Annotated in this window: 14 protein-coding genes; 3 read left to right on the top strand and 11 right to left on the bottom strand. The window is 49.7% G+C overall.

Features of this window, described 5'->3' with window-relative positions:
* The first annotated feature begins 80 nt into the window (after nt 1–80).
* A complete protein-coding gene (gene htpX / locus Z042_RS16930) occupies nt 81–959 on the top strand; it encodes a protease HtpX (protein ID WP_024912989.1) in 879 nt (292 codons plus the stop codon).
* 57 nt (nt 960–1,016) lie between these two features.
* Here the strand turns inward: htpX and Z042_RS16925 are convergent, their stop codons facing one another.
* The gene (locus Z042_RS16925) at nt 1,017–2,393 is read right to left on the bottom strand and encodes an MFS transporter (RefSeq protein WP_024912990.1); all 1,377 of its coding nucleotides are present in this window, start codon (nt 2,391–2,393) and stop codon (nt 1,017–1,019) included.
* A gap of 232 nt (nt 2,394–2,625) precedes the next feature.
* Between Z042_RS16925 and kdgR the strand changes: the two genes are divergently transcribed.
* Nucleotides 2,626–3,417, top strand: a complete 792-nt coding sequence (kdgR, locus tag Z042_RS16920; protein ID WP_024912991.1) for a DNA-binding transcriptional regulator KdgR — start codon at nt 2,626–2,628, stop codon at nt 3,415–3,417.
* 62 nt (nt 3,418–3,479) lie between these two features.
* Here kdgR and Z042_RS16915 read toward each other — a convergent pair whose 3' ends face one another.
* The 5 genes from Z042_RS16915 to hxpB all read right to left on the bottom strand — a co-directional run bounded on the left by Z042_RS16915 (nt 3,480) and on the right by hxpB (nt 8,420).
* The gene (locus Z042_RS16915) at nt 3,480–4,871 is read right to left on the bottom strand and encodes an L-cystine transporter (RefSeq protein WP_024912992.1); all 1,392 of its coding nucleotides are present in this window, start codon (nt 4,869–4,871) and stop codon (nt 3,480–3,482) included.
* A 158-nt stretch (nt 4,872–5,029) separates the two neighbouring features.
* Nucleotides 5,030–5,578: a metal-dependent hydrolase gene (locus tag Z042_RS16910; protein ID WP_024912993.1), complete on the bottom strand. Its 549-nt coding sequence runs from the start codon at nt 5,576–5,578 to the stop codon at nt 5,030–5,032.
* Between the two features lie 200 nt (nt 5,579–5,778).
* Nucleotides 5,779–6,540, bottom strand: coding sequence for a 2-dehydro-3-deoxy-D-gluconate 5-dehydrogenase KduD (kduD, locus tag Z042_RS16905; RefSeq protein WP_024912994.1), 762 nt, complete (start codon nt 6,538–6,540; stop codon nt 5,779–5,781).
* Between the two features lie 58 nt (nt 6,541–6,598).
* Nucleotides 6,599–7,435: a 5-dehydro-4-deoxy-D-glucuronate isomerase gene (gene kduI, locus Z042_RS16900; protein WP_024912995.1), complete on the bottom strand. Its 837-nt coding sequence runs from the start codon at nt 7,433–7,435 to the stop codon at nt 6,599–6,601.
* Nucleotides 7,436–7,754: 319 nt separating this feature from the next.
* Nucleotides 7,755–8,420 (bottom strand): hexitol phosphatase HxpB, encoded by a 666-nt coding sequence (gene hxpB, locus Z042_RS16895; RefSeq protein ID WP_024912996.1) that lies wholly within the window; start codon nt 8,418–8,420, stop codon nt 7,755–7,757.
* 246 nt (nt 8,421–8,666) lie between these two features.
* On the opposite strand from hxpB, the gene Z042_RS16890 reads away from it, so the two are divergent.
* Nucleotides 8,667–9,227, top strand: a complete 561-nt coding sequence (locus Z042_RS16890; protein ID WP_024912997.1) for a YniB family protein — start codon at nt 8,667–8,669, stop codon at nt 9,225–9,227.
* A 43-nt stretch (nt 9,228–9,270) separates the two neighbouring features.
* On the opposite strand, the gene Z042_RS16885 is transcribed toward Z042_RS16890, so the two are convergent.
* The 5 genes from Z042_RS16885 to Z042_RS16865 all read right to left on the bottom strand — a co-directional run bounded on the left by Z042_RS16885 (nt 9,271) and on the right by Z042_RS16865 (nt 13,983).
* Nucleotides 9,271–10,140 carry a fructosamine kinase family protein gene (locus Z042_RS16885; protein WP_024912998.1) on the bottom strand — a complete coding sequence of 290 codons (870 nt, stop codon included), beginning with the start codon at nt 10,138–10,140 and terminating at the stop codon, nt 9,271–9,273.
* Nucleotides 10,141–10,452: 312 nt separating this feature from the next.
* On the bottom strand, nt 10,453–11,298 hold the full coding sequence (locus Z042_RS16880) for a metal ABC transporter permease (protein ID WP_024912999.1): 846 nt from the start codon (nt 11,296–11,298) through the stop codon (nt 10,453–10,455).
* The gene (locus Z042_RS16875) at nt 11,298–12,161 is read right to left on the bottom strand and encodes a metal ABC transporter permease (RefSeq protein WP_024913000.1); all 864 of its coding nucleotides are present in this window, start codon (nt 12,159–12,161) and stop codon (nt 11,298–11,300) included. The genes Z042_RS16880 and Z042_RS16875 overlap by 1 nt, the downstream gene beginning before the upstream one ends.
* Nucleotides 12,161–13,051, bottom strand: coding sequence for a manganese/iron ABC transporter ATP-binding protein (locus tag Z042_RS16870; RefSeq protein ID WP_024913001.1), 891 nt, complete (start codon nt 13,049–13,051; stop codon nt 12,161–12,163). The genes Z042_RS16875 and Z042_RS16870 overlap by 1 nt, the downstream gene beginning before the upstream one ends.
* Nucleotides 13,048–13,983: a metal ABC transporter substrate-binding protein gene (locus Z042_RS16865; protein WP_024913002.1), complete on the bottom strand. Its 936-nt coding sequence runs from the start codon at nt 13,981–13,983 to the stop codon at nt 13,048–13,050. The genes Z042_RS16870 and Z042_RS16865 overlap by 4 nt, the downstream gene beginning before the upstream one ends.
* Between the last annotated feature and the right edge of the window lie 14 nt (nt 13,984–13,997).

Below are 13,997 nucleotides of genomic sequence, written 5' to 3'. Positions count from 1 at the left end.
TTGAAAATGTGACGAATGCCCATACGATTAATTTGTCTGAGGCAGCATTTTGTTAACATTTATGAGGAAGTTAATATTCTATGATGCGTATAGCTCTGTTCCTAATCACCAACCTGGCGGTGATGTTGGTTTTTGGGCTGGTGCTCAGCCTGACAGGTATCCGCTCCAGCAGCATTCAGGGTCTGATGATCATGGCTGGTTTGTTCGGTTTTGGTGGTGCTTTTGTTTCACTGCTGATGTCTAAGTGGATGGCGCTGCGCTCGGTGGGGGGAGAAGTGATTGAGCAGCCGCGTAATGAAACTGAACGTTGGTTGTTGGATACCGTGCGCCGTCAATCGCAACAGGCCGGTATTGCGATGCCACAGGTGGCAATCTATCACGCACCGGATATCAATGCCTTTGCCACTGGCGCACGCCGTGACGCTTCATTGGTTGCTGTGAGTACTGGTTTGCTGCAAAGCATGAGCCGCGATGAAGCAGAAGCCGTCATTGCGCATGAAATCAGCCATGTCGCTAATGGTGACATGGTGACCATGACCTTGATCCAGGGAGTAGTGAATACCTTCGTGATCTTTATTTCACGCTTGATTGCGCAGGTGGCCGCCGGGTTCCTGGGCAACCGTGACGGTGAAGGGGAAGGTAACGGTAACCCGATGATTTATTTTGGTGTGTCTATGGTTCTGGAACTGGTCTTTGGTATTCTGGCCAGCATTATTACCATGTGGTTTTCGCGTCATCGTGAGTTTCATGCCGATGCGGGCTCTGCCAAACTGGTGGGGCGCGAGAAGATGATTGCAGCACTGCAACGCCTGAAAACCAGCCACGAACCGCAAGAGGCGGGTAATATGATGGCTTTCTGCATCAACGGAAAGTCCAAGTCGTTCAGTGAGTTATTCATGTCACATCCCCCGTTGGACAAGCGTATTGAAGCGCTGCGTTCCGGCCAATATCTGAAATAATCGCCACTAGATAACGTCAAACCCCGGTTTTATCGGGGTTTTGACAAGCTATGGCGTCTAGAGTGGCGTTGGCCGGGTTTGGGCAATGCGCAGACAACTGACCACGGCGGCTACGCTGGCAAAGGTTCCGGCCAGAATCAGCGAAACGTGGGTAGCGTTGCTGGGAAAGAGGTTGAACATCAGCGCAACTAACGCCGCCCCCGTAGTTTGCCCCATCAGGCGTGCTGTGCCGAGCATGCCGCTGGCTCCGCCGCTGCGATGGCGAGGAGCGGCAGAAATAATGGTGTGGTTGTTGGGGGACTGAAATAACCCAAAACCTATTCCACAAAGTACCATCCGCCAGATAATGTCTATATCGGTTGGGTTATGTGGCAGCATTGCCAGCAGGAACAGGCCGAGGGCGAAAACTGCCAGACCAATTCCACCCAGTAAACCCGCGTGAATATGTTCCACCAGACGGCCTGCAACCGGTGCTATCACGATGATAGCCAGAGGCCAGGGGGTCAGCAGCAATCCGGTCGCCACTTCATCACGGCCCAATACGCTTTGCAGAAAGAAGGGCAAAGACACCATCGCCAACATCTGTGCGGTGAAAGAGCAGATAGAGGTTCCCATCGACAAGGCAAAAATAGGAATACGCAGCAGATCTACGGGCAATAAAGGGGATTCCTGGCGTAGTTGGCGGCGTACAAAGAAGAAACCAATCACCAGCAGTGCAATCATTTCACTGGCAATCAGCAATAAGCTTTGCCCTTGAGCGAAACCGCTGATAGCAGTAATGAACAAACCGAAGGTCAAAGCATTCATGACTGCGCTGATAGGATCAAAACGCTGATTCGTACTTTTTTGGTGGTTTGCTGGTAGAAATTTCATCCCTAACAGCAGGGCAACAATACCTATCGGCACATTGATGGCAAAGAGCCATTGCCATGATGCGACAGATAAAATGGCGGCAGCTATCGTGGGGCCCGCTGCCGAAGCGGAAGCGACAATCAGTGAATTGATACCGATTCCTCTACCAAGAAAGCGTTGTGGGTAGATAATGCGGATCAGCGCTGTATTCACACTCATGATTGCCGCCGCCCCGAAGCCTTGCAACACGCGAGCAATGGTCAAAGTCACCAGCGAATCGGACAGGGCGCAAAACAAAGAAGTGATGCTAAAAACCAACAACCCCGCTTGATAGATACGGCGATAACCGATCAAATCCCCGAGTGAAGCCAGCGATAACAGTGAGACAACGATAGCCAATTGATAGGCATTCACCACCCAAATGGAACTGGCCGGGCTGGCTTGCAGATCGCGGGCGATCGTTGGCAGTGCGACGTTGGCGATCGCACCATCAAGCACGGAAACGGTAATACCTAATGCAATGGCAAGGATCGCACCGTATCGCTGTGGAACAGGGAGACCATCGGAACAAGAACGCGTCATTGTCAAAGTATTTACTGAATAGAGGAAGTATTATCATGCTAATCATATTTGTGGTTGAATGCACCCGACGTTTTTGCCGTAATTGCAAAAAAATGGCGAAAATATACTTATCATTACATCCTCACAGCTCATTATTCGGTAACTTTCATTGCGCAAAATAAAATGTTCCGATTATACTGAAACCCTTGTTCAAATTTCCTAAAACAAAAATAGATGAGTAAGGTATTAACCCATGGCTAACGCAGATTTAGATAAGCAACCAGATTCGGTTTCATCAGTGCTGAAAGTATTTGGTATCCTACAAGCATTGGGTGATGAACGTGAGATTGGTATTACTGAACTTTCTCAACGGGTTATGATGTCCAAAAGCACTGTTTATCGTTTCCTACAGACGATGAAATCGCTGGGCTACGTAGCCCAAGAAGGGGAATCTGAGAAGTACTCCCTGACGCTGAAACTGTTTGAATTGGGTGCTAAATCGCTGCAAAACGTCGATTTGATCCGCAGTGCTGATATCCAGATGCGCGAATTATCGAATTTGACCCGTGAAACTATTCACCTGGGGGCATTGGATGAAGACAGTATCGTTTATGTCCATAAAATCGACTCAATGTATAACCTGCGTATGTACTCACGTATTGGCCGACGTAACCCGTTACACAGTACGGCAATTGGTAAAGTGTTGCTGGCGTGGCGTGATCGGGCTGAAGTAGAAGAAATTCTTGCTCACGTTGAGTTTACGCGCAGTACCCCTCATACCATTACCAGCACCAAGGCATTGCTACCGGTGTTGGATAAAGTGCGTGAACAGGGCTTTGGTGAAGATATTGAAGAACAGGAAGAAGGGCTTCGCTGCATTGGCGTGCCAGTGTTCGATCGCTTTGGCGTGGTGATTGCTGGTTTGAGTATTTCGTTCCCGACGATCCGTTTTTCTGAAGAAGCCAAAGATGGCTATGTTGAGCAACTGCATACCGCGGCTCGTCATATTTCAGAGCAAATGGGATATCACGACTATCCTTTTTAAGCAGTAGAGTTGATATAAAAAACCGGCGTATTCACGCCGGTTTTTTTGTCAGCAATAAATTATTATTGCTGTGCGAGATCGGCATCGTCATCGCTGTCCATGATGGCTTTGTCGGTCTGTTTCATCAACTGACTGGTGATAGTTCCGGCAGTCATTGAACCACTGACGTTGAGTGCGGTTCGGCCCATGTCGATCAGCGGCTCAACGGAGATCAACAAAGCCACCAGAGTAACCGGCAGGCCCAGGGCTGGCAGAACAATCAATGCGGCGAAGGTTGCACCCCCGCCCACACCGGCAACCCCGGCAGAACTGATAGTGACAATCCCTACTAACGTGGCAATCCACACCGGGTCCAACGGGTTGATACCCACGGTTGGAGCAATCATCACTGCCAACATGGCAGGATATAAGCCAGCGCAACCGTTCTGGCCGATAGTGGCACCGAAAGAAGCGGAGAAGCTGGCAATGGACTCCGGTATACCCAAACGGCGGGTTTGTGTCTCCACGTTTAACGGAATGCTGGCGGCGCTGGAACGGCTGGTGAAAGCAAAGGTCAGAACTGGCCAGGCTTTGCGGAAGAACTTCATCGGGTTAACGCCGGTGAATGACAGCAACAGCGCGTGAACCGCGAACATGATTGCCAAACCGAGGTAAGAGGCAACCACGAAACTACCCAGCTTGATAATATCTTGAATGTTGGAACCCGCGACCATTTTGGTCATCAGCGCCAAAACGCCGTACGGGGTAAGTTTCATCACCAGGCGTACTAACTTCATCACCCAGGCTTGCAGGGTGTCGATTGCGGTCAGGACACGTTGGCCTTTTTCCTTATCGTCTTTTAGTAACTGCAGTGAGGCGACGCCGAGGAAGGCCGCAAAGACGACAACGCTGATAATGGAGGTTGGGTTGGCTCCTGTCAGTTCAGCAAAGGGGTTTTTCGGTATAAACGACAGTATTAGCTGAGGTACAGTGAGGTCGGCTACTTTACCGGCATAATTGTTCTGAATTGCTAACAAACGTGCGCTTTCCTGTGTACCTTGTACCAGACCATCGGCGGTCAAACCAAAGAGGTTGGTCACCAATACTCCCACCAGCGCCGCTATCAAGGTGGTGAACAATAACGTCCCGATGGTGAGGAAACTGATTTTGCCCAACGAGGAAGCACTATGCAGTTTGGCTACAGCACTCAGGATCGAGGCAAAGACCAGCGGCATCACGATCATCTGTAGCAGTTGTACATAACCGTTACCGACAATATTGAACCAACTGATGGATTCTTTCAGAACAGGATTATCTGCGCCGTAAACCCACTGTAACGCCAGCCCAAAGACGACACCGATCGCTAGGCCAACCAAAACTTTCTTCGCTAAGCTCCATTGCTTATGGCGGGTTTGCGCCAATAAGAAAAGGAGGGCGACAAAAACCAGCACGTTTAATACGAGCGGTAGATTCATTCCCATATCTCCAATGATTTTCTTTATAAATAACGATGTAAATAGGGTAACAGTTTGCTGGAAAGCTCACTTATATCCAAATGGAATTCAATATAACTTTCAGTTGAAATTTGTTTGAGTTGTATGCTGAAAGAGGAATAAAGCATCAATCACGTTGTTTATAATCGAATATTTTTTATTTGCTCAAGATATGCGCCCAGCGGAAGGGTATATCCACCTTGCCAATAAACCGCAAACGCCACTAAGCATAAACACAAAACGCGTTCCAACTGGTTGCCTTTTTGCGAGTTCAACAAGGGCAAACAAAAACGCCAGCGGCAGGGCCAGAACAGTGGTACGCCAGCTGGAGTAAGCGCATCAGCCAGCAAGTGACTGAAGTAACCAATAATCATGGCGTGTAACACATCAATAGGGAATAACCAACGGTCTGGCAGGTCTAACCGGAACAGCATGATACCGCCGACGATCGCCAGCAGACTGTGGGTGAAACCACGGTGACCGAAAGCGCGTGATATTGGAATGGCAAGCCAACGTAAACGCTGGCCCAGAACCGATTTAGGGTGGTCTATATCCGGTAGTAATGATGTCAGCAAGGCCGCAGGAATAATGTGCCACCAATCCCCCATGGCGAGCTCTGGTGTGACTTCTGCTTTTTTGGCCAGGATCGCACAAGCGACAGAGAAAATAAGATGCCCTTCCGCGGTCATGTGGTTGTTATTCCGGTAACGAAACTGTTAATTTATCCAGTATAGGGGAGATTCAGTCGTTGTGGAAGATGTTACCCTGTAACTAATTGTTTATTCTCTGGTGTCCGCAAAAAAGTTGAGTGGAATAGGTGTTCCATAAAAAAAAGCTCTGTATACAGGTATACAGAGCCCACAAAAAAGAAAAAATGCAATGCCTGCGCTCAACGAGCTAGCCAGCCCCCGTCAACGGCAAGAGTATAGCCATTCACATAATCGGAAGCAGCAGAAGCTAGAAAGACGATTGGCCCCATGATGTCTTCCGGTGACCCCCAACGCCCTGCGGGAATACGCTCCAGAATTTGCTGATTACGCTCTTCGTTGGTGCGCAACTGCTGGGTGTTATTGGTAACCATGTAGCCAGGTGCAATGGCATTTACATTAATACCGTATTGCCCCCATTCGTTTGCCAGCAGGCGAGTAATGCCCAGCACCGCACTTTTTGATGCCGTATATGAAGGAACGCGAATGCCCCCCTGGAAAGACAGCATTGAAGCAATATTGATAATTTTGCCCCCGGTCCCTTGGCTGACGTACTGTTTCGCAACGGCCTGCGCCATAAAAAACAGGGTTTTGATATTAACGTCCATGACATCATCCCAATCCTTTTCACTGAAATTGAGAGCGTCTTCGCGCCGGATGATCCCCGCATTATTAACCAGAATATCAATCTTGCCGAATTCGCGGACGGCAGTTTCCAGCAACGAAGGTATGGCGTCGATCTTGCCGAGATCGGCTTTCAGGTTCAGAAAACGGCGGCCCAGCCGGGTGACTTCATTCATCGTTTCGTGTGGGTCGCTGCGGTTGACGCCGATAATATCGCAACCGGCCTGAGCCAGCCCAACCGCAATGCCTTGGCCCAAACCCGTATTGCAGCCGGTAATGAGTGCCACTTTGCCTTTTAAATCAAAAAAATTCAAAATCATGACTGTATTCTCTTGCTGCACGTAGCGTAGAGAACGTGCAGATTATCGCCGAGGAGGCTCAACGTAAATCGGTGATAGCGAGATGATCCATATCGCCGAAGACCTGGTTTTCGCCAACCATACCCCAAATAAAGGTATAACGTTTGGTGCCAACACCCGCATGGATTGACCAACTGGGTGAGATCACCGCTTGTTCGTTATGCACCAGCAAATGACGTGTTTCCTGCGGTTGCCCCATCATGTGGAACACGGCGGTTTCTTCGTCCATATCGAAATAGAAATAGACTTCCATACGGCGTTCATGGGTATGGCACGGCATGGTATTCCATAGATTACCTTCCGCCAGCTTGGTCAGCCCCATGGTGAGCTGGCAGGTGGGCAAGACATCTGGCACGATAAATTTGTTGATAGTGCGGTAGTTGCTGGTGGCATGATCGCCCAGCGTTTGTGATGATGCTTCCGCCAAGGTGATTTTTTTGTTGGGATAATGAGTATGCGCGGGAGCGCTGTTGTAATAAAACTTGGCGGGGCGCAGCGTATCCACGCTGCTGAATTCAATACGAGATGCGCCTTTGCCCACATACAGCGCTTCTTCGTGGTCAATTTCATAGGGATGGCCATCAACTACGATAACACCCGGCCCGCCGATATTAATGACGCCTAATTCACGGCGCTCAAGGAAATAGCTTACCCCTAACTGTTTCCCTACCTCGTCACCGATGAGGACCGTTGTATTCACCGGCTTGATGCCGCCAACAATGATACGGTCAATGTGGCTATAGGTCATGGTGTAACGGTCAGTTTCGAAGATTTTCTCAATCAGAAATTCGCGGCGTAACCCAGCGGTATCAAGCTGTTTGGCGTGGTCACTGTGAATGCTTTGACGAACATCCATCGTAATGTCTCTCTTCTGAAGATTCACGATACTCAAAATATTTCGAGTTACAGAAACTGCAACCCGAAGTATGACGGGCAATGAAGGAAGAAAGCACCGGGCTGCCAACTGGCGCTGTGTGGCAGTGACAGCGGCCAGCGGCTGCCCGGCGTTTTCTTTATAATACCAGCATAAAGTGCATGGCATACGAATTCAATAAAAATGAAATGATGTTTTATTTATTTTATGACGTGCGATTGATTTTTGAAACAAAACGCATCGGGAAGAGACATAAAAAGAGGAAATGAACTGGCATCGGCGTGGGCCGATGCCGATAAGGTTATGCCAAATGCTCGCCAGTCAATTGTTCAAGGCTATGCAATTTATAGTCTGCCAAAGCCCAACGGGGGTCTTGGCGATACTCTTCTGCCGGAATCACAATGGAACGCATGCGTGCGGCTTTGGTAGCAATCATGCCGTTGAAGGAGTCTTCCAGCGTAATGCAATGCAGCGGTTCGCTGCCCAAACGCTCTGCGGCTAGCAGATAAACTTCTGGGTGAGGTTTGCTGTAGGGAAGATATTCGGCAGAAACCAGTTGATCAAAATACTCACTCAGATCGAACATTTCCAACACTTGTTGCTGCATGTGCAGCGGTGAAGCGGAAGCCAGGCCGATATTCAAATTCAGGCTGCGACACAGTTCCAGTGCCTGTTGTACGCCAGGCAGCAGGGGGCGTTTGGCACGAACCAGCTCAATAGCGCGTTCGATAATGCGTCCGGCGACTTCTTCTTGTGATACGCCTTGCCATGGCATCGACTGGTACCACATTTTCACGACCTGATCGATGCGCAGCCCCAGCGTGTCTGGTAACTTGTGGCGATCTGATAAATCCAATCCCAGTGAGCCGAAAATATCCAGTTCCGCCTGTAGCCATAGGGGTTCTGAATCAATCAATAAACCGTCCATGTCAAAAATAGCGGTTTCTATGCGTTGTGAATAAGCCATTAATGATTAACTCCTGCTCCAAGGGCCGTGTAATTCGAATTATTTAGGGGATATATGAGTAAAAAATCACATTATCCCTCACTTTATCATTTTTGGCCGTGTGTCTGTATCTCTCTGGCTTTGCTCGTTTTGACAAAGAGCAAGATTTACCTATGGATTGATATTGATAAAGAAAACGGTGGGCGACTGTCATTAACTGCGAGTAGACTTAGCCCATTACGATTACGTCACTTACAAGGGGAACACATGACGTATCAACAGGCTGGGCGCATCGCCATACTGAAACGTATTCTCGGATGGGTTATTTTCATCCCAGCGTTGCTTTCAACGCTGGTTTCACTGCTGAGTTTTATCTATCAACACAGTGAGAAAGCTCAGGGTATTAACGCTGTCATGTTGGATTTTGTTCACGTGATGGTGGATATGATGCGTTTCAATACGGCGTTTCTGAATATTTTCTGGTACAACTCGCCGGTGCCGGATGCGGGAAAAAGTCTGTTGAGCGGTGCTAACCTGATGTTTATCATTATCTATTTTCTTATTTTTGTCGGGTTGGCTTTACAGGCATCGGGTGCAAGGATGTCACGCCAAGTGAAATTTATCCGTGAAGGATTGGAAGATCAGATGATCTTGGAACAAGCCAAAGGAAGCGAAGGGCACACGCGTGCACAGTTGGAAGAACGTATTACATTACCGCGCCATACTATTTTCCTACAGTATTTCCCCCTGTACATTCTGCCGGTGATCATTGCCGTTGTTGTCTATTTTGTATTTAAGCTGCTCGGGCAGATGGCTGGCACTGCATAATATGGGTGATTGGGGCGCTGCTTTTTTGCAACGCCCCAGCCAGTTAAAGCCTTTCTGGGTGCAGCAATGCATCAATGGCGCGCTGCGCGGTTACTAAATGCTGCCCACCGAACAGATTGCTGCGGTTGAGCAGGTAATAAAGCTGATACAAGGGCTGCCGCTCAATAAAGCTGATTTCCAGCGGCCACACACTCTGGTAACCGTCATAAATCTGCGCTGGCAAACCGGGATAGAGCGGCAACATGGCGAGATCGCACTCCCGATCGCCCCAATAGCAAGCCGGGTCAAACAGGAATGGCCCATCGGCTGCTTGGGCACAGTTGGCAGGCCACAGATCGCCATGTAACAGGGAAGGTTGCGGTTGGTGATGTTGCAGGCGCTGGTAGACGATATCAACGATTTCATCGATATCACCGAAGGTCATGCCTTTTTCGGCTGCCAATTGCAGTTGCCAGCCGATGCGCTGTTCGGCAAAGAATTCGGCCCAACGACGTTGCCAGGCATTAGGCTGTGGGGTAGTAGAAAGGTCGTTATCGAAATCGAGGCCGAACTGCGGTTGTTCGCTCCATTGATGTAAACGAGCCAACTGTTGACCCAGGCAATGCGCACCATGTGCATCTAGCGGTTTAAGAGATTGATATTCCAGCAGCAGAAAACTGTAATCACGATCGCTGCCAACGCCATAAACTTCCGGTACACGTATGGTTTTACTGCGTGCCAACAGCGCCAGTTGATCGGCTTCAGCGGTGAATATCGGCAGCATTTCGCGGGTATCGCATTTTACAAACACCTCGTTGTCACCGTAACTCACGCGCCACGCTGGATGGATTTCTCCTCCGGGTAGTTCAGTCCTTTCGCGAATTTCTGCGTTGCCAAGATGTTCACTTAACAGACGGCTAACGGCTTGCCACATGGTCATTCCCCTCTGTGTTGCCTGCAATTTCATCAGGTTAGCGTCTTTCCTGTTGCGAAAACACGACGTGGCGCACAGCTACATCAACTGTCGGCGACAATTTTGCCGCTGCGAGCCTGCTCAAAGTATATACGCTATTGATTGATTTAAGTATGACTACTCTCGCAACTTATTGGTTGTTTAAGTAATGTCGATACGTTGTACGCATAATCTGCGTACAACGTGCTGTTTTCGTCATGCCCATGTTGGTAAAACAGCGATTTGAGTATTTGATATTGCAGCATATCATGTCGAACGATCGGTGAGCAAAAATTACTGGATATTTTCCTGGCGTTGCAAAGGCTTAACATGACTATAAAGCAGAGCGATGATAAAGATCAGCGCCTGCACAATCACGATGCAAGGCCCGGTTGCGCCATCAATATGGAAACTGATTAATGTACCGAGAACGCAGGAAAATACCGAAACCACGATGGCGACAACCAGCATCCGATCAAAGCTACGGCACAGCATAAAAGCGATAATCCCAGGAGCAATCAGCATCGCGATCACCAATATCACCCCAACGGCTTGTAATGACGCGACGATAGTCAGCGCCAGCAGGCACAGCAAACCGTAGTGCAGCAATGTTACCGGTAGCCCGACCACGCGTGCGTGGCTGGGATCAAAGCAGTACAGCATGAAATCTTTGCGTTTCAGCAGAACAACCACCAGCGTAATGCTGGCAATCCACAGGGTTTGTTGCAGTTCCACATCGGTGATACCGAGCATATTGCCAAACAGGATATGGCTGAGGTGCTGATCGGAATTGATACGGGCAAACAGAACCAAGCCGAAAGCAAACATGCCGGAGAACACGATCCCCATTACCGTATCTTCTTTTATGCGGCTGTTTTCTTTCAGGTAACCGGTGGTCACTGCACAGAAAACCCCAGCCAGGAAGGCACCAATCGCCAATGGGATACCTAGCACAAAAGCCAGTACGATACCCGGTAAAACGGCATGCGAGATGGCATCTCCCATCAGCGACCAACCTTTTAAAACCAGATAACAGGAGAGCACCGCACAAACGACGCCGATGATAATAGCGGCCACGATTGCCCGTTGCATAAACGGGTAGGCAAAGGGCTCTGAAATTAAATGGTACAGCGCTTCCATTAGCTGCCCTCCGTGGATGCACCGCGTGCCACACGACGCTTACTGGCCAACAGACCATGCTTCGGCGCAAACACAAATGCGGCCAGAAAAACCAGCGTTTGCAATGTGACGATCACCCCACCCGTCGCACCGTCAAGGAAAAAGCTCAGGTAGGCTCCTATGCCGCTGGTTAAAAAGCCAATCACCACCGCGATAACCACCAGGCGGCCAAAGCGATCGGTCAACAGATAGGCGGTGGCCCCCGGCGTAATGACCATGGCGATCACCAGAATCGCCCCTACGGTTTGTAGCGCCGCAACGGTGCAGGCGCTGAGTAGGGTGAAAAACAGAATTTTCAGCCGCAGTGGCGAAAGGCCGATCGATACCGCATGGTTTTCATCAAAAAACACCGCCAGCAGGTCTTTCCACAGCAGGCATAAAATCAGTAATGAAACGCCAATAATAATCTCTACCTGTAGAATATCTTCATCAGCGATGCCGAGGATATTACCGAAGATGATTGACTGAACGTTCACCGACGTTGGGTTGAGTGAAATGATCAGCAAACCGACGGCAAAGAAGGTGGAGAAAATGAAGCCGATAATCGCATCTTCGCGTAAGCGGGTAAAATGGCGTATCAGCGTCATGGCCAGTGCAGCCAGCATACCGGTGAAAAATGCCCCGGCGGCGTAGGGCAGGCCGAGTGCATAGGCGCCTGCCACGCCAGGGACAACCGAGTGCGAAAGCGCATCGCCCATTAATGACCAGCCTTTCAACATCAGATAGGCCGACAGAAAGGCACAGGTTGCGCCAACGATGGCGCTGACCCAGATGGCTTTCACCATGTAATTGTAACTGAATGGCTGTAGCAGAAGTTCCAGCATCAGGGGCGCTTCCTCTTGTGCTGGCTTTGCGCGGGCGGATCGCTTTTGGTGTGGCCGTAGAATACGGCTGGGCGTTCATCGTCAGTCAATACGGTGACGGTACGCGGGTCGTTATCATCGTGCAGATCAGGGCCAGACAGCTTGATATGGCGTAAGACGCCGCCGAATGCCTGCTCCAGATTGCTTTGCGTAAAGGTGGTTTCAATCGGCCCAGCAGCCAGAACTGTGCGGTTAATCAGGATGACGCGATCGCAAAACTCCGGCACGCTGCCAAGGTTGTGGGTGGAAACTAAAATCAAATGACCTTCATCACGCAGGGAGCGCAACAGCTCGATAATGGCATTTTCGGTTTTAACGTCAACACCGGTAAAGGGTTCATCCAGTAGCAAGACGGTGCCTTGCTGTGCCAGGGCGCGAGCGAGAAATACGCGTTTTTTCTGCCCGCCAGAAAGCTCGCCAATCTGTCGGTTGCGCAAGGAGCTCAGGCCAACACGCTCCAAAGCTTTATCAACGAGTAACCGATCTTCTTTTTTCGCTATACGCAAAAAATTCATTTTGCCATAACGGCCCATCATGACCACATCTTCAACCAATACCGGAAAGTTCCAGTCAACGTCTTCGGTTTGTGGGACATAGGCGATGGTATTTTTCTTTAATGCGGCGGCTACCGATTGTTCATTCAGCATAACCTGGCCGCTGGTGGGTTTTACCAGCCCCATAATGCTTTTAAACAGCGTCGATTTGCCGCTGCCATTCACGCCCACCAAGGCACAGATTGAACCGCCGCTGAGGGTAAAACTGGCGTTATAGATCGCCGTATGGCCGTTATTGTAGGTGACGGTGACATCATCCACGCTGAGTTGAGGGCGGATAAAATCGGCTGCCATCATTGGTTAAATCCTTTAGCGATGGTTTGCACGGTAGTATTAAGCAGATCGATATAGGTCGGAACTGGCCCGTCAGGCGTTGACAGTGAGTCGACATACAGTACACCGCCGTAGTGAGCGCCGGTTTCTTTCGCAACCTGTTTCGCGGGTTTATCAGAAATAGTACTTTCGCTGAAAACTACAGGAATATGGTTGGCGCGCACGGTATCAATGACACGACGTACCTGCTGCGGCGAACCTTGTTCATCGGCATTGATCGGCCACAGATACACTTCTTTCAACTGATAATCGTTGGCCAGATAACTGAAGGCACCTTCGCTGGTCACCAACCAACGCTGGTTAGCTGGAATACGGGATAAACGCTCGCGTAAAGGGGCATCAAGCGCAGCGATTTTTTCAGCATAGGCTTTGGCATTGCGATTATAGGTTTCGCTATTTTCAGGATCGTGCTGTACCAGCGCTTTGCGGATATTTTCGACGTAGATCAGCGCATTGGTCGGCGACATCCAGGCATGAGGATTAGGGTTGCCGTTATAGGGCCCTTCGCGGATCGGCATGGGGGTAATGCCTTCGGTGACCACGGCGGCAGGCACCTGTTTGATATTCTCAAAGAAACGTTGGAACCAGCGTTCCAGATTCATGCCATTCCACAGAATCAAGTCGGCGTGCTGTGCTTTGACGATGTCACGCGGTGTCGGTTGATAGTCGTGGATTTCTGCGCCTGGTTTGGTGATGGATTCTACAATGGCAGCGTCACCGGCCACGTTTTGGGCGATATCCTGAATAATGGTGAAAGTGGTCACTACGCGCAGTTTTTCCTTTGCCTGCGCATTGAGACTGATGGCCCAAACACTGCATAAACAGAACAGAGCGAAGGAGTGGAAAATAGCCACGCCGAACCGATGACGAGGAAAAATGGCGGTATTAATTAACATGCTGGCATCTTCTT

Source organism: Chania multitudinisentens RB-25 (assembly GCF_000520015.2).
GTDB lineage: Bacteria > Pseudomonadota > Gammaproteobacteria > Enterobacterales > Enterobacteriaceae > Chania > Chania multitudinisentens.
Note: the sequence above shows the minus strand (reverse complement) of the source record. Positions and strands in the feature narration are given on the sequence as shown.

Coding starts and splice junctions, on each gene's coding strand:
- Z042_RS16925 (WP_024912990.1), bottom strand. CDS start 2,393: ATGACGCGTTCTTGTTCCGATGGTCTCCCTGTTCCACAGCGATACGGT.
- kduD (WP_024912994.1), bottom strand. CDS start 6,540: ATGATTTTGAATTTTTTTGATTTAAAAGGCAAAGTGGCACTCATTACC.
- Z042_RS16885 (WP_024912998.1), bottom strand. CDS start 10,140: ATGTGGCAAGCCGTTAGCCGTCTGTTAAGTGAACATCTTGGCAACGCA.
- Z042_RS16865 (WP_024913002.1), bottom strand. CDS start 13,983: ATGTTAATTAATACCGCCATTTTTCCTCGTCATCGGTTCGGCGTGGCT.
- Z042_RS16880 (WP_024912999.1), bottom strand. CDS start 11,298: ATGGAAGCGCTGTACCATTTAATTTCAGAGCCCTTTGCCTACCCGTTT.
- Z042_RS16910 (WP_024912993.1), bottom strand. CDS start 5,578: ATGACCGCGGAAGGGCATCTTATTTTCTCTGTCGCTTGTGCGATCCTG.
- hxpB (WP_024912996.1), bottom strand. CDS start 8,420: ATGGCTTATTCACAACGCATAGAAACCGCTATTTTTGACATGGACGGT.
- kdgR (WP_024912991.1), top strand. CDS start 2,626: ATGGCTAACGCAGATTTAGATAAGCAACCAGATTCGGTTTCATCAGTG.
- htpX (WP_024912989.1), top strand. CDS start 81: ATGATGCGTATAGCTCTGTTCCTAATCACCAACCTGGCGGTGATGTTG.
- Z042_RS16870 (WP_024913001.1), bottom strand. CDS start 13,051: ATGATGGCAGCCGATTTTATCCGCCCTCAACTCAGCGTGGATGATGTC.
- Z042_RS16890 (WP_024912997.1), top strand. CDS start 8,667: ATGACGTATCAACAGGCTGGGCGCATCGCCATACTGAAACGTATTCTC.
- kduI (WP_024912995.1), bottom strand. CDS start 7,435: ATGGATGTTCGTCAAAGCATTCACAGTGACCACGCCAAACAGCTTGAT.
- Z042_RS16875 (WP_024913000.1), bottom strand. CDS start 12,161: ATGCTGGAACTTCTGCTACAGCCATTCAGTTACAATTACATGGTGAAA.
- Z042_RS16915 (WP_024912992.1), bottom strand. CDS start 4,871: ATGAATCTACCGCTCGTATTAAACGTGCTGGTTTTTGTCGCCCTCCTT.